Source organism: Algoriphagus iocasae, assembly GCF_014206875.1.
Classification (GTDB): Bacteria; Bacteroidota; Bacteroidia; order Cytophagales; family Cyclobacteriaceae; genus Algoriphagus; species Algoriphagus iocasae.
On sequence record NZ_JACIJO010000003.1, the window covers coordinates 1,234,726 to 1,257,889 of the forward strand.

Sequence of the window (23,164 nt, forward strand, 5' to 3'; positions counted from 1 at the left end):
TATGCTGAATATTTCAGGCAATAAAATAAAAGATAGGATCCCTTTCAGTGGCGTAAAAAGTCTGGTGATGACTTTACCTGACAAAGAAAGTCAGAAAAGAATCAGGCTTCTTGCATGGATCATTGCAATTCTATTTATCTCACTGTTTCTTCCTTGGACTCAAAGCATTCGTTCCAAAGGTTATGTCACTGCGCTGAAACCTGAGCAACGTGCACAAACCATTCATTCTATCATCGCTGGTAGAATTGAAAAGTGGTATGTCGCTGAAGGCGCTTTTGTCAGCAGAGGAGATACAATTCTCCGAATTTCAGAAATAAAAGACGAGTATTTTGATTCTTTGCTTTTGCCTAGGACGCAGATGCAAGTAAATGCCAAAACACTCTCTGCAGAAGCCTACAAAGAAAAAGTCGATGCACTTCAATCCCAGCTACAAGCTTTAAGGGAAAACAATGTGCTTAAAATACAGCAAGCTGAGAATAAGCTAAAAATGGCTGAATTGAAAGTACAATCCGACAGCATCAAGTTTCAACAGGCAAAGGTGAATTATGATATTGGTAAACAGCAGTTGGATCGAGCAGAGCAATTATACAAAGAAGGTTTGAGATCCTTGACTGATTTAGAATCAAGAAGATTAAAGTTTCAGGATGTCCAGGCAAAGCTTTTATCTGTAGAAAACGACTATTTAATCAGTCAAAATGAGATGATTTCTGCTAGAATCGAGTTGAACACGGTCGATAATGAATTCAGGGATAAGATAGCTAAAACAAGATCAGAGATTTTCACTGCGATGTCATCGCAATACGATGCAGAAGCTACCACAACTAAATTGGAAAATCAGTATTCCAATTATGAGGCAAGAACTGGATTTAGATATATTCTCGCGCCTCAAAATGGATATCTCGCTAAAGCTATTCAAGTAGGTATTGGAGAAACAATCAAAGAAGGAGATCAGATTCTAAATATCATTCCATCTGACGCTGATTTGGCAGTGGAAATGTATGTTCAGCCAGTTGATTTGCCATTGATTAAACTTGGGAATAAAGTCCGGTTCATTTTTGACGGTTGGCCAGCTATTGTCTTTTCGGGATGGCCAAGAATTTCCAACGGTACATTTGGAGGAGTAGTAGTTGCCATCGATCAGGTTTCCAGCACCAATAACCAATACAGGGTTTTGGTAGCCCAAGATCCTGAAGAGGAACCTTGGCCAGAAATGCTAAGAATGGGATCAGGTGCAGACGGGATTGCCTTGCTAAACGACGTACCAGTGTGGTATGAACTCTGGAGACAATTAAATGGATTCCCTGCAGATTATTATACAAGAGATCAAAAAGAAGCAGAAGCAGCGAAAAAGAAATGATGAAATCTTCAACCTTTACATTGCTTTTTTTCCTCTTGATTTTCAAAGCCAATTCACAGGTTTCGGATACATTAAACTATGACTCATTTATGCAATGGGTAGTAGATTATCATCCTATTGCTACTCAGGCTGATATTAACATAGTAATGGGACAAATGGAAGTGAGAACGGCTAGAGGTGGTTTTGACCCATTGATTTATGGAAATCTGGATAAGAAGTCCTACAACGAAACTCTTTATTACGATAAAAGAGAAGCAGGAATCAGCATTCCCACTTGGGCAGGAATTGAATTGAATGGAAGCTTTGAGCAGAACACAGGAAAGTACCTAAACCCAGAGTATACCGTGCCTTCTGATGGATTGATAGCAGCAGGGGCATCTGTAAATTTAGGACAAGGTCTGATTCTGGATCAAAGAAGAGCTTCGCTTCGTCAGGCTCAGATCTATCAGCAGTCCACTGAGTCCCAAAAAAGGCAAATGCTCAATTCCTTGTACTTACAAGCTACAGATATGTATTGGAGATGGTCCTTGGCGCATACCAATCTTAAATTACTAAGTGAAGGTGTTGATTTAGCTCAAACTCGCTATGAGGCGGTTAAATCCAGCTTTGAATTCGGAGATGTAGCGGCTATCGATACAGTGGAAGCATTCTCCCAGGTTTTGAACCGCCAATACAAAATGCAGGAAGCAGAGAACATTCTTTTTTCTGTCACACAAGAATTGAATACTTATTTGTGGGATGAAGAAGGAAACCCCATCCTTATTAATGAATCCATAGTTCCTGAAGACTTAAAGGAAGATTCTATTACCATCTTGAATAAAGAAGAATTAAGAACCTTAATTGCCAGTCATCCCGAATTGCAACTAGTCGATTATGATCTTGCCAGCCTAGATGTGGAGAGGAGGTTAAAAGCCCAACAGATTATTCCTGTAGTGAAATTGAAGTATAATTTCCTGACGGAAAATCTCAGCGAGTTTGATAATGCTGGATTTTTTGAGAATAATTACAAATGGGGACTTTCTGTTTATACCCCTTTGCTTTGGAGAAAGTCGCGAGGAGCACTTGGCCTGACCAAAGCAAAGATTAATATGAAAGAAAATTCAAGGGATTTGAAAGAAATTCAATTACGAACAAAACTGGAAAGTGAATTGAATTATTTTGAAAACCTGAACAGACAAATTCTGACTTTTAGGCAAAACGTATTAAGCCTAGAAACCCTACTTCAAGGAGAAGTGAGAAGGTTTGAAATAGGAGAGAGCAGCCTGTTTTTGGTCAATGCCAGAGAAGTGTCAGTATTCTCTTCCAAGCTCACTTTAAATGAGTTACTTTCGAAAAGAAAAATTGCATTTGCAAAATCCCGCTATGCCGCTGGCTTGGGATTTGATTAATAATCAACTAGATACAAAATATTATGCCTGCCTTTGTTATTGTTGAGATTGATATCCATTCACCAGAAATCTATGAGGAGTACAAAAAATTAACCCCAGAATCTATTGCTGAATACGGAGGAAAGTTTGTGCTTAGAGGAAACCCTGTCCATGTGCTAGAAGGAGATTGGAATCATGATAGGTTTGTAATGCTGGAGTTTAAAGATAAAGAAACTGCAGAAAAATGGTATTATTCTGAGAAGTACACAAAAGCTAGAGAAATCCGAATGAAAGCTGCCAAAGGAAACTTTTTTATTATCGAATCTTAAAAATTGGCATTTTTATTGGTGTTAATTGCATATTAGTAATTACAAGAATTGATTTAATACAATTTCACCCAGATTGATTCTCTGTAATTCTAATAAAATAATGTTTACACCCACTACCAATCTTTAAAAAAAATATGAAAAAATCAATGTGGTCCAAAATTGGATCAATGAGTCTTGCTGGCTCTATTTTATTAGCTTCCTGTACATCATTTACAGAAGAACCTACGATTGTCGAACAATCAGTTATTCAAGAACAAGCAAGCAGTCTAGAGTCCTCCGTCGACTTGAATGCAAGAAAATCAGCAAAGAGAAATTATTTTGAAAGGTTTTCAAACCAAATTATTTCTTTAGATGAATTTGGTAATCAAACAAAAGAAATCCCCGCTTATTTCCCAGGCTTTGGAGAAGGAAATTCTACTCATATGGGAAAAGCATATTCCTTTTTGAACCAGTATGCTTCTTTTGGTCCTAAAGGATTGGGAACAGTTGGAGCTCCTGTTTCTCAGTTTTTTTCTAAGGAGTTAGCAGCAATGGGCTTAACAAAACTTCCAGAAGAAGTTAGTTCCTTGACTACTGATGGCAAAGGAAATTCAGTTTGGTTCAAGAATATCGAAAATAATGTAACTCCAACTTCAGATACCAGAATGGACTTTCAGGCAGATGTAGAAATTATCGGAGGAACAGGAAAATTCAAAAATGCATCAGGTACAGCAGTTGTTGAGGGCTATTTTAACCCTTTGAGCGGAGAAGGAATGAGTACCATACAAGGTAGAATAGATTTTTAATCACCCTTAGTTTAATAGTAAAAGAGCGGCATAATTGCCGCTCTTTTTTTATAGGGAAACTCCTCTTTTCCAGGGAATAAAATCAAAATTCTTCTTTTCTTCAGCTTTTGTTTTAATTCTTCCAGATGCTACTTCAATAATTAGATCTAAGAGTCTTTCTCCACAGGTTTCAATGGTTTCTTCTCCTGAAATAATGCCACCGGTATTGAAATCAATAATATCGGGCATTCTAGAAGTTAGCTTATCGTTTGTAGCCACCTTAATCACAGGGCAAACCGGATTACCGGTTGGTGTACCTAAGCCAGTAGAGAAAAGTATAATATTTGCACCACTACCAGCTAAACCAGTGGTACTTTCAACATCATTCCCAGGAGTGCATAGTAAATTCAATCCCGGAGTTTTCAGATATTCAGTATAATCCAACACATCTGCAACAGGAGCTGAGCCACCTTTTTTAGCTGCACCACAGGATTTAATCGCATCTGTCAAAAGGCCATCTTTAATGTTTCCTGGACTTGGATTCATATCAAAACCACTACCAACATTTTCAGCTGCCTTGGCATAAGCATCCATCAAACGGATAAATTTCTCTGAAACCTCTTCACTGGAACATCTATCAATGATCGGTTGCTCAGCTCCACATAATTCCGGAAACTCAGAAAGAATTGCAGATCCACCTGAGGCAACCACCAAATCAGAAATTCTTCCTAAAGTTGGGTTTGCCGAAATTCCAGAAAAGCCATCCGAACCACCACATTCTAATCCTATCACCAATTTTGAAATAGGGGAAGGTGTTCTTGTAAATTTATTTGCTTCAACCAAACCCTGGAACGTTTCTCTGATGGCTTTCTTAATCAAATGTTCGGTAGTTCCTTCAGTCTGTTGTTCACAAATAACAAGTGGTTTTTTAGCTCCCTTTTGAATCTTATCCAATCGGTCCTGCAAAATAGAAACTTGGGCATGTTGACAACCCAAACTCAGGATAGTTGCACCTGCTACATTTGGGTGATTTATATAACCAGCCAATAATGCACAAAGCGTATCAGAATCTCCTCTGGTACCTCCGCAACCTCCTTCATGGGTCAAGAATCGAATTCCATCTATATTTTCAAATACCTTCGAACCAGTAGAAATTGCAGGTTCCGAAAGCGATTCCGTAAATTTTTCATTTTGATAAGCGGCTACAAGATTCCGGACTTCATTTTCGTAAGGGTTTTGAACAGCAAAACCCAATGCTTTTTCGAATGCATCCTGTAGTAATTTTACATTGGTATTTTCACAAAAAACCATCGGTAATACCAACCAATAATTAGCTGTACCTACTTGACCATCAGCTCTTTGATAACCCAAAAATGTTTTGTTTTCAAGGTGTTCTACATTAGGTTTATTCCATTCATAAACGGCACCTAACTCCTTGAAATCTCTGATTTTATGCTTGATATTTGCCAAAGTAATAGCTTCTCCCAACTGGATATTTTTTGTCGTTTCACCTACAATAGTACCATACATCAAAATGTCCTCACCAACGGAAAAATCCTTCAAAGCAAATTTATGTTTGGCTGCTACATCGCTGATTATATTGCCTTTATAACCATTCAATTCAAAAATTTCACCTACCGAAAGATCTGTAAGTGCTACCCCAACATTATCACTAGGGTCTAAACAAAGTGCTTTGTTTATCATCTCTTAAATTTCTTAACTTAGTTTTCAGCTTTGAAATTATAGAAAATATATTCTCCAATGAAAAAAATTATTTCTCTTGGCGAGGTAATGCTTCGCCTTTCGCCGCCATCCAATGAGCGGTTTTTTCAAACCAGGCAGCTAGATATTGAATTTGGAGGATCAGAAGCAAACGTCGGGGCTGCATTGGCTTTTTGGGGAAATCATGTGATTCATTTGACAGCATTTCCTACCAGTGAAATTGGGCTTTCTGCAAGTGCTACCCTTCGAAGAAATGGAATTGACACCAAGTATATCAAACATACTGAGGGAAGAATAGGTGTTTATTTTTTAGAGCAAGGCGCAATGCAGCGGAGCTCTAAAATCATTTATGATCGCGCTGATTCGGTATTCACAAAGATTGATGAAAACGATTTTGACTGGAATGAAATTTTGGAAGATGCAGATGCACTTCATTGGTCGGGAATCACACCGGCATTATCCCAACAGTGTGCTGATTTTGCTTTGCGTGCTTTGAAAGAAGCACATAAAAGAAGTATTCTGGTTTTTGGGGACTTAAATTATAGAAGCAACCTTTGGAAGTATGGTAAAAAACCAAATGAAATCATGCCTGATTTAATGGCATATACGAATGTCATGATCGCTGGAACCCGGGATTTCAACAATTGTCTAGATCAGGAATATTCCGGTTTTGAAGCTGCTAGATCAGATCTTTTTAGCCGATTTAAGCAATTGGAATACATCACCACTACCAAAAGAGAATCTATCAGCTCCTCTCACAATAAAATATCTGCAAAAATCTATTCCAAAGATAAGGTTTATGCATCCCGCGAATATGACCTAAGCCATATCGTAGATCGAGTAGGAACTGGAGATGCTTTTGCAGGAGGCCTTATTCATGGACTGTTAAATAAAGATCCTCAGAAAGCAGTGGAATTTGGAATGGCAGCAGGAGCCTTGAAACATAGCGTACCTGGAGACGTTTTGCTTTGCTCTGAGGAGGAGATACAAGAATTAGTTTTAGGTGAATCAATAGGAAAAATCAAACGATAAAATGAGAAACCCAAGTCCATTTATTAAAAGAATGTATGCAGCAGGAGTGATGCCTATATTTTTTAATCCCGATGAAAAGAAGTGCTTAAAAATGCTTGAAGTAGCTTATGAGGGAGGAATTAGAGTGATTGAAATGGTAGATAGAGGTAAAGAAGCAAAATCTATTTTTCCAGCATTGAGAAAAGCTGCAGATCAGATGCCCGGACTTTACCTCGGAGTAGGAACTATTTATGAACCTAAGCAAGCAGAAACTTTCCTCGATATGGGAGCTGAATTTATCGTGGCACCTGTAATGAACCCTAAATTGGGAGAGTATTGCAAGAAATTAGATATCCCCTGGATACCAGGCTGCGGAACTGTTTCAGAAATATATTTTGCGCAGCAACTAGGTGCGGAATTGGCTAAAATCTATCCAGCCAATATTTTGGGAACTGAGTTTGTAAAATCAGTGCATGCAGTTTTACCGACGATTGAATTAATCCCAACAGGAGGAGTTGAACCAACAGCGGAAAGCCTGAAGTCATGGTTTGATGCCGGTGTTTGCTGCGTGGGGATGGGGTCACAGCTTTTCCGAAAAGATTTAGTTGAGAAAGGGGATTTTGAAGAAATCAAGAAAAAGATTCAGTTCACTATGGATCTCATAAAATCTTTAAGAGCATAAAAAAAGGGGATTTACATCCCCTTTAATTTTATAAATCCGGTTGTGGAGTAGTTCTCAAATAAGGTTTGATCACCTTATGTCCTTTCGGGAATTTAGCCGGAATATCCTCATTTTTAATAGCAGGGGCGATAACCACATCTTCCCCATGTTTCCAGTTGGCCGGTGTTGCTACAGAATAGTTTGCCGTCAACTGAAGAGAATCAATTACTCTTAGCAATTCGTCAAAGTTTCTTCCTGTACTAGCCGGATAAGTGATGATCAATTTGATTTTTTTATCATTTCCTATGACAAATACTGATCTTACTGTGAAGTTCTCATTAGAATTGGGATGAATCATATCATAAAGATTTGCGATTCTTTTATCCTCATCAGCAATGATCGGGAAATTTACTTCAGTGTTTTGAGTTTCATTGATATCAGAGATCCACCCTTTATGGCTCTCCAAACCATCCACACTTAAAGCCATCACCTTCGTGTTTCGCTTTTCAAATTCCTTTTTAAGCTTTGCTACAGCTCCCAATTCTGTGGTACAAACCGGGGTGTAATCAGCTGGGTGAGAAAATAATATTCCCCATCCATCTCCTAAGTACTCATAAAAATCGATTTTTCCTTCAGATGTTTCTGCCGTAAAATTCGGGGCAACATCTCCTAGTCGTAATGCCATTTCTGAAAATTGTTTAAATAACTGTGAAAATTGAATGTCTAGTCTAAAAACGTTTCCTATAAAGTTACGTTCCCCAAATTTGTATTTTTATTAATTCAGGTTAAACTTTTTAACCATCGTCCAATATTTGAAGTTTTATCGTATATAGATGAGTACCTTAAAATTTCAAAACGGAAGATTTTCCGGAAATATCACCCATAATTTACCTTGCCCAAGGTAAAACCTTAATTGAAGATGAAAAGAGGAGTAATAATATTTCAAAAGAATGCCCAAAAGGGTAAAGTTAAAACAAGACTCGCAGCTGGTGTTGGTGAGGATCAAGCCCTTGAGATTTATAAAAACCTTGTCATTATTACGCATCATCAAATTTCTAAAGTGAACTGCGAAAAGCTTCTTTATTTCACTGAATTTGTGGATGATTCAGATTTTAATGAAAGTGATTCCTATCATTTTTTAATCCAATCTGAGGGTGATTTAGGGAAAAGAATGGCTTCAGCATTTCAGGAACAATTTCAACTTGGCTTTGATAAACTATTGATCATAGGAACAGATTGTCCTGAATTGAGCAGCGAAATTTTGGAAGAGGCATTTGCAAGATTGGATAAGGATGAGGTCGTGATCGGTCCGGCAAATGATGGAGGTTACTATCTTTTAGGAATGAAAACTTTTATTCCTGGGCTATTTCAAAAGATTCCTTGGAGTAGTGATCAAGTATTAAGCTTAAGCAAAAAAGTATTAGATTTTCACAATATCAGCTATTCTCTTTTGCCGACACTCATCGATGTGGATACTTTGGAGGATTGGGATTTGGTAAAAAACAAAGTCTTAGCGACACTAGAGTAGCTTAATTCAATCATTTAAAAATCATTACCTGATACTTTATACTAATGACCTTAAAATATTTATATACAACACTTTATATATTCATTATTTTTCAAGTTGTTTCCATTGTTCCCGGTTATAGCCAAACAAAAAAGACAAATCACCAATATGATATTGTAGTAGCTGGATTTAGAATTGGTGGAATGACAGCAGAAAAAACTGAAAATGCAGATCAGGTAAATTATGAAATAAATAGCTTGGTGGATTTCTGGTTTTTCGGGAAAGTTCATGTGGAATTTCTCCAGAAAGCAGATTATCAAAACAAACAGCTGGTTGACGCATATACTCACTCAAATTCCAATCGCGGAGAGTTTGAAACTTTTGTAAAATGGCAACAGGACCATTATGAAGTGGATGCCAATACCTACAAATTCGAAAACAAGGAACCAATCCGTCAAAAAGTATACAGCAGTCCAGCCAAACTTTATTTTGAGGAGCCTTCTGATGGAGATATTCTCATTTCAGAAAATTTCGGAATGCTGACCAAAGTTACCGAAGAAGAACCTGGTGTTTATTCTATTGAAGTAAATGGAAACACCAATACTTTCTACTATGAGCAAGGAGTTCTCCAAAAAGTAGTGCTGGAAAATTCTATCAAAAATTATGTGATAAGGAAATCAGATGACTGAAGAAATTAAAATTTCTATTATCATTCCCACTTTAAATGAATCCAAAAATCTTAAAGAATTACTTCCTTCACTATTGGAAAATGGAGGAGATTTAATTCAGGAGATCATTATTTCTGATGCTGGAAGTACAGACTCCACAATTTCAACTGCAAGGGAATTCGGAGCAGTTATAGTTCAATGCAAAAAGAAGTCACGAGCCCATCAGATCAACAGCGGAATAAAGGTGGCAAATGGGGGCATATTTTATATTGTCCATGCAGATTGTAGACCGGCTATAAATTATTCTAAGGATATCCTTGAAAATTATTTTTTGGGAAAAGAAGCTGGTTGTTACAGATATAGCTTTGATTCAGATAGATTTCTCTTAAAAATCAATTCTTGGTTTACACGTTTTAATGGAATTTTTGCTGGAGGTGGAGATCAAACCCTTTTTATTACAAGAAATCTTTTTGAAAGATTAGGAGGGTTTGATGAAAAATTCACCATTATGGAGGATTTTGATCTCACAAGGAGAATCAAAAAAATCTCTGATTTTCATGTAATTCCGAAAGAAATTAAAGTTTCGGCAAGGAAATATGAAGTTAATGGTTGGCTGATAGTGCAGTTTGCAAATCTGGCAGCATTCACACTTTTTTTATTGAAAATACCTCCTGATTCGATCAAAAGTCTATATTGTAACTTATTAAAACAGCAAAAGACTTCGTAATTAAAGAGGAATGAATAAAGCAACCATTAATGGCATTCAGCAAGTTGGAATAGGAGTAAAGGATGCCAATGAAGCGTGGAAGTGGTATAGGAGAATTTTTAAAATGGATGTCCCTATCTTTCAGGATAGTGCCGAGGCCGCATTGATGACCCGATATACAGCCGGAAAAGTAGAGAAGAGACACGCTATCCTTGCGATGAACATGCAAGGCGGAGGAGGCTTTGAAATTTGGCAGTTTACATCCAGAACCCCAACTGGACCTCAAAAAGCAATAGCCTGGGGCGATCTTGGAATTCTTGCTGTAAAAATCCGTTGCAAAGATATACAGGAGACTTATGCATTCATGCAATCTGAAGGTGTGGAGCTTTTGGGTACACCGACTAAGAACCCAATAGGAGTATCACATTTCTATTTGAAAGATCCATATGGAAATATCTTTGAAATAGAAGAAAACCAATCTTGGTTCTCTAAAAATTCCGATTTAACAGGTGGTGTTTCTGGAGTAGTAATAGGAGTGACTGATGTGGAAAAATCAATTCCTCTTTATAAAAGTCACTATCAGCATTCTGAAATTCTTTTTCAAGACACCAAAGTATGGGATGATTTTGCGCCATTAGTCGGTGATGAAGAATCATTTTCGAGAGTGATTTTAAGAAGTCCTGGAGAAAGAACAGGTGCTTTTGGAAAATTATTATGTCAAACCACTGTAGAATTAGTCGCAGTAAAAGATTCAAAAAGAGCCAAAATCTACGAAGGAAGACTTTGGGGTGATTTGGGCTTTATTCATGTGTGTTTTGATGTATGTGGCATGAAAAACCTTCGTACCAATCTTCAAAACTCAGGATTTCCATTTACTGTAGACAGTAATAATGGTTTTGATATGGGCAAAGCAGCTGGACATTTTGCCTATATCGAAGACCCGGATGGGACATTGGTAGAAATGGTAGAAACTCACAAAATTCCTATTATGGAAAAGTGGGGCTGGTACCTGGATCTTAAGAAAAGAAAACAAGGGAAAACACTTCCAAATTTTATCGTGAAAATGCTTTCCCTAAATCGTGTAAAGGCCTGATCAGGCTTTCGTGATTTTGATAGTTAAATCTAACAGACGGTTCGCATAGCCTGCTTCATTGTCATACCATCCTACGACCTTTACCATGTTTCCTTTGGTAGAAGTTAACTCGGAGTCAATGATGCAGGAATGCGGATTTCCTATGATATCCATGGAGACAATTGGACTGTCTTCAACCTCTACAAACCCCTTTAATTTTTCCTGACAGGCTTTTTTGAAAGCTTGATTGATTTGTTCAGGTGTGACTTCCTCTCTCAATTCCACAATTAAATCAGTCAATGATCCGTCTGGAACCGGTACCCTCATTGCAGAAGCTTCTACTTTTCCTGCAAGCTCCGGAAGGACAATATCCAAAGCTTTCCCAGCATTAGTTGTTGTTGGAATGATAGAATATGCCGCGGCTCTTGCTCGTCTTAAATCGCGGTGAGGAGCATCGTGAAGATTTTGATCATTAGTGTATGAATGAACAGTTGAAGCATATCCTTTCACCAATCCAAAATTCTCATCCAAAACTTTTACCATAGGAGCGAGGCAATTGGTAGTACAGGAAGCATTGGAAATTATCTTTTCCTCCCCAGTTAGAATATCATTATTCACACCCAGTACGATCATCTTGATACTGGGATCTTGCGAAGGGGCGGAGATAATTACTTTTTTCGCTCCCGCTTTTAGATGCTTTTCGGATCCTGCTCTATCCGTAAATCTACCTGTACATTCTATAACCAAATCAATATCCAAATCGGCCCATGGTAAGTTTTCAGGATTGGAAAAGCTAAAAAGTTGGATTGACTTGCCTTCCACAAGCAGTTCATTATCCTTCAGCTCAATTGTGCTTTCTGATTTCCCGTGAATTGAATCATATTTGAGTAAGTGGGCAATTGCTTTTGGGTCAGCTAAGTCATTGATAGCAACTAAATTCAGTAATTTATTTTCCAAAATAAGTTTGGCAGTATATCTGCCGATTCTGCCAAAACCATTAATGGCGATACGTTTTCCTGAGGTAGAAGTCATGGTTTTATTTTTATTGAATTCAAAATTAGTCAAAAGACCGAATTCAACCCGAAGAAAATTTTATTCCTTTTAACTCAGCTTTTTAGCAAAAAACCAAAGAAATTTTGGAGGCTGAATTGGTATTGTAAATTGAACCTTCTATATTTGCACAACCATTTGAAAAAGGAGGTTTTTCAAACGTTTTAAATGGTCCGTTCGTCTAGGGGTTAGGACGCATCCCTTTCACGGATGAAACACGGGTTCGATTCCCGTACGGACTACAAATAGCTTAAATTCAGTTAGTTAGCTATTTATATTGAAATAATTTAACCCCATGGTCCGTTCGTCTAGGGGTTAGGACGCATCCCTTTCACGGATGAAACACGGGTTCGATTCCCGTACGGACTACCAAGACCCAAAGCTCAATCACCGCTTGGTCTAAATTATTTTTGTTTTATGGTTGTTAGTGGTTAAAGTGAACAAAATCCCGATCCTTGATCGGGATTTTTGTTTTTAGCCCTATCATTTTTTTAATGGCAAAAATCACTGATTGAAATTCCCTATTTTTGATCAATTAGTATTTAAATAAATGCCTCAACCCAAGATGAAAAAAACCTACGCCAAATATCTCTTGGCAGCAGCAATTCCTTTTGCTTTTTCATGTAGCAAACAAGAACCTGTTGATTTAAGAGAAAAAAATCTTAGCAAAGAGGAAATCTCTGCTATGGCACAAGCCGCCGAAAGTCAAATAAGCCCCACTTTAGCCGATGGATTAAAATTATCTCTCTGGGCTGTGGACTCTTTGGTTTATGACCCGATTTCCATTCAGGTAACAGATGATGGAAGCTTGTATTACACACGAACAAACAGACAGAAGAATTCCGAATTTGATATCAGAGGACATCAAGATTGGGAGATTGAATCTATCAGTCTGCAAACCATTGATGAGAAGCGCTCATTTTTACAGAAAACGCTTTCTCCAGAAATGTCAGATAAAAACACCTGGCTTGCAGATGTTAATGGTGACGGGTCACATGATTGGAGAGATTTGACAGTGGAAAGAGAGGAACTCTACAGACTTGAGGACAAGGATGGAGATGGGTTCGCTGATTATTCTCAGATGATGGTCAATGATTTTAATGATGTGACTACCGATGTGGCCGGAGCATTATTAAAACTGGAAGACAACCTCTTTATCGGTGTTGGCCCGGATGTTTGGAGGCTTACTGATACCAATGGTGATGGGATCATGGATGAAAAAGAATCTATTTCCCATGGCTATGGCATCCATATTGGTTTTGGTGGCCATGGTATGTCTGGATTAGAACTAGGACCTGATGGAAGAATTTATTGGGGAATCGGAGATATCGGTTTTAATGGCAAAGGTCCTGATGGAACAGAATGGAAGTATCCAAATAGAGGGGTGATTGCACGGGCAAATCCAGATGGAAGTGATTTTGAGATTTTTGCAATGGGCGTTAGAAATACCCATGAATTTACTTTTGATCAGTACAACAATTTAATTTCCGTGGACAACGATGGAGACCACGGTGGGGAAAGCGAGAGATTAGTATATCTGGTGAATGGTTCCGATACTGGTTGGAGAACTAACTGGCAGTTTGGAAAATACAGAGATCCAGAAAACAATACTTATAAAGTATGGATGGATGAGAAACTATATCTGCCAAGACATGAAGGTCAGGCTGCTTATATCACTCCTCCAATTCAAAATTACATCAATGGACCAACTGGAATGGTTTTCAACCCAGGAACTGCTCTTGCTGAAAAGTGGAAGAATACATTCTTTGTGGCTTCATTTGTTGGAAATCCTACTTCATCCGGAATTCATGCATTTAAATTAGAACCAGACGGAGCTACTTTCAAAATGTCCCATACTGAAAAAGTAATGGGAGGTGTTTTGGCAACAGGATTAGATTTTGGACCTGATGGATCCTTGTATTTTGCAGACTGGATTCAGGGTTGGAATACTAAGAATTATGGTAGGGTTTGGAAATTGGATGATGAAGGAGGTCAAAATTGGGAAGCAAGAAAGATCACTGCCCAAGTAATGAAGACTGATTTCAAAACCCTTACCGATGAAGCTTTGAGCGGTTATTTGAGTGATGAGGATATGAGAATCCGTCGAAAAGCTCAATTTGAATTAGCAAAAAGAGGAGAAGATGGTTTTAAAGTTTTCCAATCTGCAATTGTCCAAAAATCCAACCAGCTGGCAAGAATCCATGCAATTGTAGGAATCAGTCAATTAGCCAGAATGGAAGACCAGAAATATGCAGATGCCTTAATTCCATTGCTTCAAGACACAGATCCAGAGATTCGTGCACAAGCAGCTAAATGGCTTGGAGATATTAAATATGCCAAGGCAGGTGAGTCCTTGATGCCACTTTTGACAGATCCAGAAATTCGTGTTCAATTCTTTGCTTCAGAGGCAATAGGAAGAATAGCTTACGAACCTGCCATAAATGGACTCATTTCAGTTCTAGAAGCCAATAATGATAAAGATGCTTATTTGCGCCATGCAGCAAGCCTTGCTTTGGCTCGGATCAATAAAAAGGAGCCTTTGATTGCTTTGGCTTCAAATCCTTCTCCTGCGGTAAGATTAGGCGCTGTGCTGGCTTTGAGAAGAATGGCTGAACCGGGAATTACAGCTTTCCTTGGAGATTCTGATGAATACATCGTAACGGAAGTTGCTAGAGCTATCAATGATGATTTCTCTATTGAGCCAGCACTTCCTGCTTTAGGCGATCTTTTGGTAACTACTAAGTTTCAAAATGAGGCTTTGATCAGAAGAGCTATTGGAGCTAATCTAAGAGTTGGGACTCCAAAGGCTTTAGAAAACCTGAAAACTTACATTTCTAAACCAGGAATTTCTCCTGTATTAAAAGCAGAAGCTATTGCCACTATCGGAACATGGGCAAAACCTTCAGTTTTAGATAGAGTAGATGGTAGAAATAGAGGAGCAGTTGAAAGAGAGCTTGCTCCAATCCAAGCTGCTGCTGCTACAACTTTGATTAATTCCTTATCTGATCAAAACGAAACTGTCAAAATTGCTGCAGAGAAAGCGATCGGAAAATTGAAAATAAAAGAAGCTGAGCCAAAATTATTAGCATTGCTAAAATCTGATCGAGTGGATCCAGTACGAGTTGAGGCAATTTTAGCACTTTCTAAAATCGTCCCTGAAAACATATCAGGACCAATTGAGATTGCCATGAATGATAAATCAAAGGCTGTGAGAGTTGTTGGTCTTGACTTGTTGACCAAAACAGATATTTCGGAAGAATTAATGGTAAATCTTCTTCAGGACGTGATACAAAACAGAACCATTGAGGAAAGACAAGCCGCTCTTTTGAGTCTGGGAAATCTTCCAAATTCAGCAAATCTTGAGCTTTGGAACACATTACTTGCTGACTTAAAAGCAAATAAATTACCGAATGAGGTAATGATTGAGCTGGAAGAAGCAATTGAAGAAACAGGATCAGAAGATTTAAAAACAAAATATGATCAAATCCAGCAAGAACGAACCAATGGTGACTTGGTCGCTTTATATAGCGGAGCTCTTGAAGGCGGAAGTGTTAGAGCTGGTAGATTTATATTTTTCCAGAATCAAACAGCCCAATGTATCCGTTGCCATGGCTATGACGACATGGGTGGTACTGCTGGACCACATTTGAATGGAGTTGCTAATAGAATTTCTAGAACACAGTTATTAGAGGCTTTGATTGAACCAAGCAAGCGACTTGCTCCTGGTTATGGATTTGTTCAGCTTACATTGAAAAATGGTGACTCGGTAAGTGGTACCTTGATCGAAGAAAAAGACAATGGAATAGTAATCAAAGAGGCTTCAAAACCTGAAACTTTGATTTTGAACAGTGACATTGCAGAAAGGAAAAATTCTCCTTCAAGTATGCCTGATATGAAGCAGATTCTAAGTAAGAGAGAAATTCGAGACTTAGTCAGCTTCCTAAGTACCCTGACGAAAGAATGGGAATGAGAAAATACCTGAAATGGATTTTATGGATTGGGATCATCACTACAGTGGTGATCCCTTTCTCATTGGTTCTAATTGGAAGGTCAATCCTACATAATTCTGACATTCCCCAAAAAGAATTTCTTTTAAAGTCTAATGAGAAAAAAACAATTCTGGCATTTTTCCCACATCCTGATGATGAAGTTACGGTAGCTGGAACTTTAATGAAAATGGTCGATCAAGGTCATTCAGTAATTTTGGTTTGTTTGAGTAGGGGAGAAGCAGCAGATACTGGAGGGAAAATTTCCAGAGAAATACTCGCAGAAATCAGAACATTGGAAATGGAACATGCTTCTAAAATCATTGGGGCTTCTCATTTAGAGCTCCTTAATTATCCTGATGGCGCGTTACTAAAAATAGGCATAGACTCATTAAAAAAAATTGCCTCTGAAATCATCGATGAATTCAAGCCGGAGGTTTTGATAAGTTATGATTCCAAAGTAGGACTTTATGGACACCCGGACCATCAGCTAACAGGTTTCGTTCTTGAAGAGCTGTTTTTAAAAAGAGTAGGGGAACCTTCTTTTTCTCCAAAGAGGCTTTTTCAGGTAACACTCTCTCCAAAACAAATTAACCTTGCTCTTAAGATTTCAAAAGGTTTTCAGGAGAACTATCCAAATGATCTTTCTAAAGGATTACCTAAACCTGATTTTTCAATTTCTACCCAATCTTATTTCGAAAAGGTTCTAGAAGTTATTGAAGGACATGAATCACAAAGCAAAACGCTAAAAGACCTTTTGCCTTATCATGATAAAATCCCTCCATTAATCTATTCCAGGATTTTTGATCGAGAATATTTTCATGAGGTCAAAGCAAAAAAATAGCCCTTTTGAAAACTCAAAAGGGCTATTTCATGAAAGAAGAGTTATTAATTCAAGAACTCGTCAAATGTCAGGCTGACAAAATACATGGTACCAACAGTTGGGTTACCCCAAGCTTGTCTGTATCCTTTGCTAAACAAATTGGATCCACCAACTTTCAAAATAGACTTGATGCTTTTCAATTTATAGCTTATTTGTGCATCGAAAGTTCCAAAGGCTGGCATTTTAGAAAGTTGCTGCGTAGAAACTGCAGGGGACACAAAAGATGATTGCCAAACAAATTCTCCTTGCCATCTGTAGGCTAAAGCAAATCCTAGGTTATCGACAACTTCTCTGTTCGCAAAATTCAATACATATCTGTATTCAGGTGTATTGAAGCTTGGCTGGAATCCAGTTTCAGCTAATTCGTCGAGATTGGACAATGTGTTATAAGAAACATTACCACCGATCGCATAGCCTTTAGGCAATTTGTAGTCTAAACTTGCTGCCCATCCCCAAGATTTAATAATCTCAGTTCTATTGACAGGCATTGAATAGATATTTCTTGCTCCAGCAATTGCTCCGATCAAATTCAAACCTGTAATTGGATTAGGTCCTGCCAATCCAGCATCAGTTGCATCTTGAACCAAAACTTGGCTACCGTTGAAATTTTCAAATCGATTGAAATAAGCGTAGGCATCAACCAAAAGTTTATTGCCCCAAAGTCCTTTGTATCCAACTTCAAAAGATTTTACTCTTTCAGGTTTGAATTCTTTGATCTCGTAAGGTTGTAATAAGTTGGTATTTGCGCCAGCAGCATTCACTGGTACCAATTGAGCAGCAATTCCAGGAACCAAAGTTGGAGCCAAAGCAGCAATTGCGGCAGGAGCTTCATTTGGAGGAATAATACCAGCTTGAACTTGTCCAGTTACGAATTCTGTAGCTTGCTGAATTGCAATTTGAGTTGCCTGTTGAATACTTTGCTGATAAACTGGAGAATTTGGTTGAGTATCTGCTAGAACAGCACCACCATAATTTGTAACATTTGCCAGTGTATAACCTGGGTTTGCATTTAGATTATATCGATCTGCAAAGAGAGGCAATCCACCAATTAATCTCGCCTGAGGAGTGTTTAGATCAATGTATTGATCTTGATTGGTAGGAATACGGAAACCTGTCTGGTAAGAAGCTCTAAAGTTATGATCACCTATAGTATAAACACCAGATACTCTTGGTGACCACTGACCTGCAAAATTCTCATTCTTATCATAACGTGCAGAAGCAGTCAATTTGAAGTGATCATTGAATAGTTTTTTAGAACCTTGGATATAACCACCGTATTCGTTGATTTTGAATTCATCACCATTTTCATCCAAAGCGAAGATGGTTCCATTTGAATTAAGGTCATATATCCTGTAATTCGCTCCCATTACAAACTCAGCGAATTTGATATGATCAGCAAAATTGTAAGAACCTTCAAAATGATACAGGTTACTACTATCGACAAATTTTGCACCCACACCATTTTGGTTTCCAGGAATTGGTCTAGATGTAACATCCGCTAATGCATTGTTAAATTCAGAAGTTCCAGGCATATATCGACCTTGATCGGCAAAAGCCCTTGCTGCTTGATGCGCTTGATCTGCTGGTAGTCCACCTTGAATTGCCTGAGCATAGGCACCTACATATTCTGGGAACCATTGTGTACTTGCTTTCCAAGCTTCATTGATCCCTTGTGCTGCCGTTCCCACTGCATATGCATCACCTGATCTTTCCTGAGTGGTATAAGCTCTCAAGTACCAATTTGAACCTCTTAACTCTGCCTTATACTGTCCCATATTAAAGTTCTTTAGAGAATAGCGGTCTGCTCCTGTATACACAGAAGTACCAAATCCTAAATTTCCCTGAAGGACAGCTTCTACGCGGTCATTAATTCTATAATGAAGTGCTGCATTCATTTTGATTGATTTGGTCCCGTAATCAGCCAAATCTCTCTCCATGTATCCAGTTCTTGAAACAGCCGTATTTGGAATTAATTGAAGCGCAGCAGAAGGTAAAGCACCAGCATCCACCATAGATTGAGCTACAGAAAGCATATTTACATTGGTCTCATCTCCATAGATGTTGACTCCATTATAAGCAGGGTTATTCTGACTAGTTCCTGTTTCAATGGTCGAGCCATTTAAAAGAGATTGATCTCTGAAATCATTTGCTTGCCAATCATCAGCTTTTAGGTATTCGAAGTTTACTTTGAAAGCAAACTTATCACTTATTGCTTTTGCGTAGCGTGCACTGAAATTGTAGAACCCAGTAGTTGGGTTCGATCTATTTCCCTCATCCATGATACCTGTCTTCACGTTTGCAGAAAGGCCTTGATATAAGAAAGGACTCTTGGAATTCATTAATAAAATACCGTTGATAGCATTTGGTCCGTAAAGCGCGGAAGATGCACCCGGAAGCAATTCAACGCTTTCCAGATCAAGTTCAGAAATCCCAACGATGTTACCTACTGAGAAATTTAAACCAGGAGCCTGATTATCCATTCCATCAATCAACTGGACCGTTCTCACGTTACCGTTAGCATTAAAACCTCTTGTGTTAAATGATTTGAAAGTCAATGATTGGGTGCTCATTTCTACACCTTTCATATTATTCAATGCATCATAAAAATTGGCCTGTGGCGCATCCCGGATGGCTATAATATCGAGCTTTTCTACTGAGACAGGAGACTGAAGAACACTTTCTTCAACTCTTGATGCAGATACTACTACTTCTTGTCCTAGAATAGTTGTTTCGGACATTTGGATATCCAGATTGCTGATTCCTCCGGTAATTTCAACTTCCTGGGTATTGTAGCCAACCATTGAGAATACCAACACAAATGGAGGTTCTTGTTGAACGCTTAGATTATACTTACCTGACAAGTCGGAAATTGTTCCAATTACTTTTCCTTTTACCAGAATGTTGACACCGACTAAAGTCTCTTTGGTATCTGTATCTGTGATTGTTCCAGAAACTACTGTTTGGGCCAAAACTCTGGCCGAACAGATGGAAACTAGAAAGAACAGCAGAAACACTACCCGCATTTTAGCATGAGTAGAATTGATCATAATAGATGAGTTTATTGTTGTGATTAAGGGAATCAAATAAGGTGATTACGCTTATTTAATAGCCGAAATTTATTCTAATTAGCGAATAAATAATTGATTTGAGTAACTTTTTAATTGACTAGTTGAAAAGTGAAAATGTGGCTAAAATGGAAACTAAACCTATTTCTAGCGAAAATTTGAAAAAATATTATAGATAGTTAATGATCAAATGAGTTAAAGTTGATTTTTTTAAAAATTCAAAAAAAAGAGTTTTTTTTTATTGATATAGATCAAGCAAAAAAAAGCTCATGAAATCATGAGCTTTTTAATAGTGTTTAAATAATAGTTATTGGATTTTTCCATTTTCTTCATTGACATGCCTTACTAACCTGTCACAAAGATCTTTTATTTCTTCAGACATGTATTCATCACCTGTGCTGTTCAAAATAGTCTGTCCCATTCCGCCTAGGATATCGATATAGAATCTTTTCATCTCTACCACCGACATATCTTCTGTCCAAAGATCAATTCTAAGGGTACTTTGATTCAGGTTATCCCAAATGTTTAGACTGATACTTTTAGTGGATTCAAGACCTTCACCTTCTTTATCTGACGCATCCCAAGTGATTGCTTTCGGAAGACTTTTCTCGTCTAATTCTATTTGAAATTTAATGTCTGACTTTTTCATTCGTAATAATTTTTCAGGTAAACCACGAGATTCCCTGGCAAGTTCAATTGTTTGTTATTTAATCAAAAACCATTTCAGGAACTTCTCCTTCAATGATTAATTTTCCTGAGGTTTTCTCCTTTATTTCCTCAACACTGACACCTGGGGCTCTTTCTTTTAGAATAAAACCACCAGAAGGAGATACTTCAAGTACAGCCAGGTCACTGACAATTTTTTTGACACATCTTACTCCTGTTATTGGCAAAGTGCATTCTGTTAATAGTTTTGATTCCCCACTTTTGGAGCAATGCTGCATAGCCACAATGATATTCTCAGCAGAAGCCACCAAATCCATGGCTCCACCCATTCCTTTCACCATTTTTCCCGGAATTTTCCAGTTGGCAATGTCACCATTTTCTGATACTTCCATTGCGCCTAGAATCGTCAGGTGTACATGCCCTCCTCTGATCATAGCAAATGACTCAGCGGAATTAAATAATACTGAGCCTTTTAGCATGGTGATCGTCTGCTTTCCAGCATTAATTAAATCCGGGTCAACATCCTCTTCTTTTGGAAAAGGACCAATACCGAGAAGACCATTTTCTGATTGTAAAACCACTTCCAAAGAATCAGGAATGTAGTTAGCAACTAGGGTAGGGATCCCAATTCCAAGATTGATATACTGCCCATTTTTCACCTCTTTGGCGATCCGTTGAGCGATTTGATTTTTGCTTAACATGGCTATTGGGTTTAGTTAGAAACAGTTCTTTGTTCAATTCTCTTCTCGTAATTTCTTCCTTCGAAAATACGCTGTACGTAAATTCCAGGTGTATGAATTTGATTGGGGTCCAATTCACCTATTTCTACCAGTTCTTCCACTTCAGCAATGCAAATTTTGCCAGCAGCAGCCATGATTGGATTAAAGTTTCTTGCCGTTCCTTTGAAAATCAAATTCCCTGCAGTATCTCCTTTCCAAGCTTTAATTATTGAGAAATCAGCTTTCAGGCCAGTTTCCATTAAATATTGCTTTCCATCAAATTCACGGATTTCCTTGCCTTCAGCGACTTCTGTTCCCACACCAGCCGGGGTAAAAAAAGCAGGGATTCCAGCTCCACCAGCACGAACTCTTTCTGCCAATGTTCCTTGCGGAATTAGCTCCACTTCCAATTCCCCTTGAAGCAATTGTCTCTCGAACTCAGCGTTTTCACCCACATAACTCGAGATCATCTTCTTCACCATCCGTTTTTTCAGAAGTAATCCTATTCCGAAATCATCTACTCCGGCGTTGTTGGAAACTATGGTTAAATCTTTGATATCACGTTGGAGTAGAGCAGAGATGCAATTTTCGGGAATCCCCGAAAGTCCAAATCCTCCCATCATCAAAAAAGCTCCGGTAGGAATATCCGCCACAGCTTCATGGGCATCTTTTACCGTTTTGTTGATCATATTATTTTGGGTTTAAAGTAAAGTCTTGGCCATCTTTTGATCTATTGCCAGCTGATTTTTCAACTCTTCCAAGTTTTCAAATTTTCTTTCCTCTCGCAGGAATTCCTTCAAATAGATCGTGATCTGCTTGTCATAAAGATCCCCTTGGAAATCAAACAAATGTGCTTCCACAGTTTTCTTGGTTCCACCGACAGTTGGACGGTTCCCAATATTCAGCATAGCCTTGAATAAAGAACCATTTACAGAGGCCTCTACAGCATAAACGCCATCCATCGGGATGAGTTTATAATCATTTGGAATATGGATGTTGGCAGTTGGGAATCCGATAGAACGGCCAATTTGTTGCCCTTTGATTACTAGACCATTCAGTTCGTAAGGTCTTCCCAAATAATCTGTTGCCGTTTTCACATGACCTGTTTCTAAAGCAGTTCTTATTTTGGTGCTGGAAACTCCGATTTCATCTACATCCTGCCGGGAAATCTCCTCTAACTCGAATCCGAATTCAGAATGATGCTCCTGTAAATATTCAAAACTACCTTCTCTATTTTTACCAAATCGGTGATCGTAACCAATGACCAGCTTACTTGGCTTTACCTTTTCCACCAAAACCTTTTCTATAAATTCTCTGGAGGATAACTGCGAAAATTCTTTGGTAAAGGGTATAGTTATCAAATGATCAATTCCAAAAGATCTAAGGAGTTTGGTCTTTTCTTCGAAAGTGGACAATAGTCTAAGCTGGTGCTCTTCTGGATATAATACCAATCTAGGATGCGGCCAAAAAGTAATCAAAACCGTCTCTCCTTGGATTCCACGAGCGATTTCTCGGATTCTCTTTAAAATCTTTTGATGTCCTAAATGCACTCCATCAAAGGTTCCACTGGTGACCACTGGATTGATTATCTGAGGAATATCACTTAGTCCTTCGTAGATTCTCATAATATC

The 23,164-nt window shown here is 38.2% G+C and carries 20 protein-coding genes and 2 tRNA genes; 14 read left to right on the plus strand and 8 right to left on the minus strand.

What is annotated here, in order from left to right:
• Position 1: 1 nt before the first annotated feature.
• The 4 genes from FHS59_RS19435 to FHS59_RS19450 all read left to right on the plus strand — a co-directional run bounded on the left by FHS59_RS19435 (position 2) and on the right by FHS59_RS19450 (position 3,838).
• Complete coding sequence (locus tag FHS59_RS19435; RefSeq protein ID WP_184497200.1) at positions 2 to 1,357, plus strand: HlyD family secretion protein; 1,356 nt, start codon at positions 2 to 4, stop codon at positions 1,355 to 1,357.
• On the plus strand, positions 1,354 to 2,745 hold the full coding sequence (locus FHS59_RS19440; RefSeq protein ID WP_246388518.1) for a TolC family protein: 1,392 nt from the start codon (positions 1,354 to 1,356) through the stop codon (positions 2,743 to 2,745). Before FHS59_RS19435 ends, FHS59_RS19440 begins: the two co-directional genes overlap by 4 nt.
• Before the next feature lie 23 nt (positions 2,746 to 2,768).
• Positions 2,769 to 3,053 (plus strand): DUF1330 domain-containing protein, encoded by a 285-nt coding sequence (locus FHS59_RS19445; RefSeq protein WP_184497202.1) that lies wholly within the window; start codon positions 2,769 to 2,771, stop codon positions 3,051 to 3,053.
• A gap of 134 nt (positions 3,054 to 3,187) precedes the next feature.
• The gene (locus tag FHS59_RS19450) at positions 3,188 to 3,838 is read left to right on the plus strand and encodes a hypothetical protein (RefSeq protein WP_184497204.1); all 651 of its coding nucleotides are present in this window, start codon (positions 3,188 to 3,190) and stop codon (positions 3,836 to 3,838) included.
• Positions 3,839 to 3,886: 48 nt separating this feature from the next.
• On the opposite strand, the gene FHS59_RS19455 is transcribed toward FHS59_RS19450, so the two are convergent.
• A complete protein-coding gene (locus tag FHS59_RS19455; RefSeq protein ID WP_184497206.1) occupies positions 3,887 to 5,521 on the minus strand; it encodes a UxaA family hydrolase in 1,635 nt (544 codons plus the stop codon).
• A 57-nt stretch (positions 5,522 to 5,578) separates the two neighbouring features.
• On the opposite strand from FHS59_RS19455, the gene FHS59_RS19460 reads away from it, so the two are divergent.
• A complete protein-coding gene (locus FHS59_RS19460; protein WP_184497208.1) occupies positions 5,579 to 6,571 on the plus strand; it encodes a sugar kinase in 993 nt (330 codons plus the stop codon).
• A gap of 1 nt (position 6,572) precedes the next feature.
• Positions 6,573 to 7,232: a beta/alpha barrel domain-containing protein gene (locus FHS59_RS19465; protein WP_184497210.1), complete on the plus strand. Its 660-nt coding sequence runs from the start codon at positions 6,573 to 6,575 to the stop codon at positions 7,230 to 7,232.
• A gap of 28 nt (positions 7,233 to 7,260) precedes the next feature.
• Here FHS59_RS19465 and FHS59_RS19470 read toward each other — a convergent pair whose 3' ends face one another.
• Positions 7,261 to 7,896, minus strand: a complete 636-nt coding sequence (locus FHS59_RS19470) for a peroxiredoxin (RefSeq protein ID WP_184497212.1) — start codon at positions 7,894 to 7,896, stop codon at positions 7,261 to 7,263.
• 234 nt (positions 7,897 to 8,130) lie between these two features.
• Between FHS59_RS19470 and FHS59_RS19475 the strand changes: the two genes are divergently transcribed.
• From FHS59_RS19475 to FHS59_RS19490, 4 genes are read left to right on the plus strand one after another with little or no spacing between them, the layout of a single operon-like run.
• Complete coding sequence (locus tag FHS59_RS19475) at positions 8,131 to 8,739, plus strand: TIGR04282 family arsenosugar biosynthesis glycosyltransferase (protein ID WP_184497214.1); 609 nt, start codon at positions 8,131 to 8,133, stop codon at positions 8,737 to 8,739.
• Positions 8,740 to 8,783: 44 nt separating this feature from the next.
• Positions 8,784 to 9,407, plus strand: coding sequence for a DUF6134 family protein (locus tag FHS59_RS19480; protein ID WP_317168215.1), 624 nt, complete (start codon positions 8,784 to 8,786; stop codon positions 9,405 to 9,407).
• A complete protein-coding gene (locus FHS59_RS19485) occupies positions 9,400 to 10,113 on the plus strand; it encodes a TIGR04283 family arsenosugar biosynthesis glycosyltransferase (protein ID WP_221444541.1) in 714 nt (237 codons plus the stop codon). The genes FHS59_RS19480 and FHS59_RS19485 overlap by 8 nt, the downstream gene beginning before the upstream one ends.
• A 10-nt stretch (positions 10,114 to 10,123) precedes the next feature.
• Complete coding sequence (locus tag FHS59_RS19490) at positions 10,124 to 11,185, plus strand: VOC family protein (RefSeq protein WP_184497219.1); 1,062 nt, start codon at positions 10,124 to 10,126, stop codon at positions 11,183 to 11,185.
• Here the strand turns inward: FHS59_RS19490 and gap are convergent, their stop codons facing one another.
• The gene (gene gap, locus FHS59_RS19495; RefSeq protein WP_184497225.1) at positions 11,186 to 12,196 is read right to left on the minus strand and encodes a type I glyceraldehyde-3-phosphate dehydrogenase; all 1,011 of its coding nucleotides are present in this window, start codon (positions 12,194 to 12,196) and stop codon (positions 11,186 to 11,188) included.
• A gap of 188 nt (positions 12,197 to 12,384) precedes the next feature.
• On the opposite strand from gap, the gene FHS59_RS19500 reads away from it, so the two are divergent.
• The 4 genes from FHS59_RS19500 (at position 12,385) to FHS59_RS19515 (ending at position 17,044) form a co-directional block, all read left to right on the plus strand.
• A tRNA-Glu gene (locus FHS59_RS19500) sits at positions 12,385 to 12,456 on the plus strand.
• Between the two features lie 55 nt (positions 12,457 to 12,511).
• Positions 12,512 to 12,586 (plus strand) — tRNA-Glu (locus FHS59_RS19505).
• Between the two features lie 193 nt (positions 12,587 to 12,779).
• Positions 12,780 to 16,184 carry a HEAT repeat domain-containing protein gene (locus FHS59_RS19510; protein ID WP_184497227.1) on the plus strand — a complete coding sequence of 1,135 codons (3,405 nt, stop codon included), beginning with the start codon at positions 12,780 to 12,782 and terminating at the stop codon, positions 16,182 to 16,184.
• The gene (locus FHS59_RS19515; RefSeq protein ID WP_184497229.1) at positions 16,181 to 17,044 is read left to right on the plus strand and encodes a PIG-L deacetylase family protein; all 864 of its coding nucleotides are present in this window, start codon (positions 16,181 to 16,183) and stop codon (positions 17,042 to 17,044) included. The genes FHS59_RS19510 and FHS59_RS19515 overlap by 4 nt, the downstream gene beginning before the upstream one ends.
• Before the next feature lie 44 nt (positions 17,045 to 17,088).
• Here FHS59_RS19515 and FHS59_RS19520 read toward each other — a convergent pair whose 3' ends face one another.
• The 5 genes from FHS59_RS19520 to FHS59_RS19540 form a co-directional block, all read right to left on the minus strand.
• Positions 17,089 to 20,130, minus strand: a complete 3,042-nt coding sequence (locus tag FHS59_RS19520) for a TonB-dependent receptor (protein WP_184497232.1) — start codon at positions 20,128 to 20,130, stop codon at positions 17,089 to 17,091.
• A gap of 325 nt (positions 20,131 to 20,455) precedes the next feature.
• Positions 20,456 to 20,797: a gliding motility protein GldC gene (gene gldC, locus FHS59_RS19525; protein WP_184497234.1), complete on the minus strand. Its 342-nt coding sequence runs from the start codon at positions 20,795 to 20,797 to the stop codon at positions 20,456 to 20,458.
• Positions 20,798 to 20,855: 58 nt separating this feature from the next.
• Positions 20,856 to 21,515, minus strand: a complete 660-nt coding sequence (locus tag FHS59_RS19530) for a 3-oxoacid CoA-transferase subunit B (protein ID WP_184497236.1) — start codon at positions 21,513 to 21,515, stop codon at positions 20,856 to 20,858.
• Between the two features lie 11 nt (positions 21,516 to 21,526).
• Positions 21,527 to 22,222 (minus strand): CoA transferase subunit A, encoded by a 696-nt coding sequence (locus FHS59_RS19535; RefSeq protein WP_184497238.1) that lies wholly within the window; start codon positions 22,220 to 22,222, stop codon positions 21,527 to 21,529.
• Between the two features lie 12 nt (positions 22,223 to 22,234).
• A complete protein-coding gene (locus FHS59_RS19540) occupies positions 22,235 to 23,158 on the minus strand; it encodes a bifunctional riboflavin kinase/FAD synthetase (protein WP_184497240.1) in 924 nt (307 codons plus the stop codon).
• Positions 23,159 to 23,164: the final 6 nt, after the last annotated feature.

What these genes read in the sequence shown, in the direction of transcription:
- FHS59_RS19440 (WP_246388518.1), top strand. Translation starts at nt 1,354, where the DNA reads ATGATGAAATCTTCAACCTTTACATTGCTTTTTTTCCTCTTGATTTTC.
- FHS59_RS19490 (WP_184497219.1), top strand. Translation starts at nt 10,124, where the DNA reads ATGAATAAAGCAACCATTAATGGCATTCAGCAAGTTGGAATAGGAGTA.
- FHS59_RS19460 (WP_184497208.1), top strand. Translation starts at nt 5,579, where the DNA reads ATGAAAAAAATTATTTCTCTTGGCGAGGTAATGCTTCGCCTTTCGCCG.
- FHS59_RS19535 (WP_184497238.1), bottom strand. Translation starts at nt 22,222, where the DNA reads ATGATCAACAAAACGGTAAAAGATGCCCATGAAGCTGTGGCGGATATT.
- FHS59_RS19450 (WP_184497204.1), top strand. Translation starts at nt 3,188, where the DNA reads ATGAAAAAATCAATGTGGTCCAAAATTGGATCAATGAGTCTTGCTGGC.
- gap (WP_184497225.1), bottom strand. Translation starts at nt 12,196, where the DNA reads ATGACTTCTACCTCAGGAAAACGTATCGCCATTAATGGTTTTGGCAGA.
- FHS59_RS19480 (WP_317168215.1), top strand. Translation starts at nt 8,784, where the DNA reads ATGACCTTAAAATATTTATATACAACACTTTATATATTCATTATTTTT.
- FHS59_RS19520 (WP_184497232.1), bottom strand. Translation starts at nt 20,130, where the DNA reads ATGATCAATTCTACTCATGCTAAAATGCGGGTAGTGTTTCTGCTGTTC.
- FHS59_RS19515 (WP_184497229.1), top strand. Translation starts at nt 16,181, where the DNA reads ATGAGAAAATACCTGAAATGGATTTTATGGATTGGGATCATCACTACA.
- FHS59_RS19455 (WP_184497206.1), bottom strand. Translation starts at nt 5,521, where the DNA reads ATGATAAACAAAGCACTTTGTTTAGACCCTAGTGATAATGTTGGGGTA.
- FHS59_RS19435 (WP_184497200.1), top strand. Translation starts at nt 2, where the DNA reads ATGCTGAATATTTCAGGCAATAAAATAAAAGATAGGATCCCTTTCAGT.
- FHS59_RS19475 (WP_184497214.1), top strand. Translation starts at nt 8,131, where the DNA reads ATGAAAAGAGGAGTAATAATATTTCAAAAGAATGCCCAAAAGGGTAAA.
- FHS59_RS19465 (WP_184497210.1), top strand. Translation starts at nt 6,573, where the DNA reads ATGAGAAACCCAAGTCCATTTATTAAAAGAATGTATGCAGCAGGAGTG.
- FHS59_RS19445 (WP_184497202.1), top strand. Translation starts at nt 2,769, where the DNA reads ATGCCTGCCTTTGTTATTGTTGAGATTGATATCCATTCACCAGAAATC.
- FHS59_RS19485 (WP_221444541.1), top strand. Translation starts at nt 9,400, where the DNA reads ATGACTGAAGAAATTAAAATTTCTATTATCATTCCCACTTTAAATGAA.
- FHS59_RS19510 (WP_184497227.1), top strand. Translation starts at nt 12,780, where the DNA reads ATGAAAAAAACCTACGCCAAATATCTCTTGGCAGCAGCAATTCCTTTT.
- gldC (WP_184497234.1), bottom strand. Translation starts at nt 20,797, where the DNA reads ATGAAAAAGTCAGACATTAAATTTCAAATAGAATTAGACGAGAAAAGT.
- FHS59_RS19470 (WP_184497212.1), bottom strand. Translation starts at nt 7,896, where the DNA reads ATGGCATTACGACTAGGAGATGTTGCCCCGAATTTTACGGCAGAAACA.
- FHS59_RS19540 (WP_184497240.1), bottom strand. Translation starts at nt 23,158, where the DNA reads ATGAGAATCTACGAAGGACTAAGTGATATTCCTCAGATAATCAATCCA.
- FHS59_RS19530 (WP_184497236.1), bottom strand. Translation starts at nt 21,515, where the DNA reads ATGTTAAGCAAAAATCAAATCGCTCAACGGATCGCCAAAGAGGTGAAA.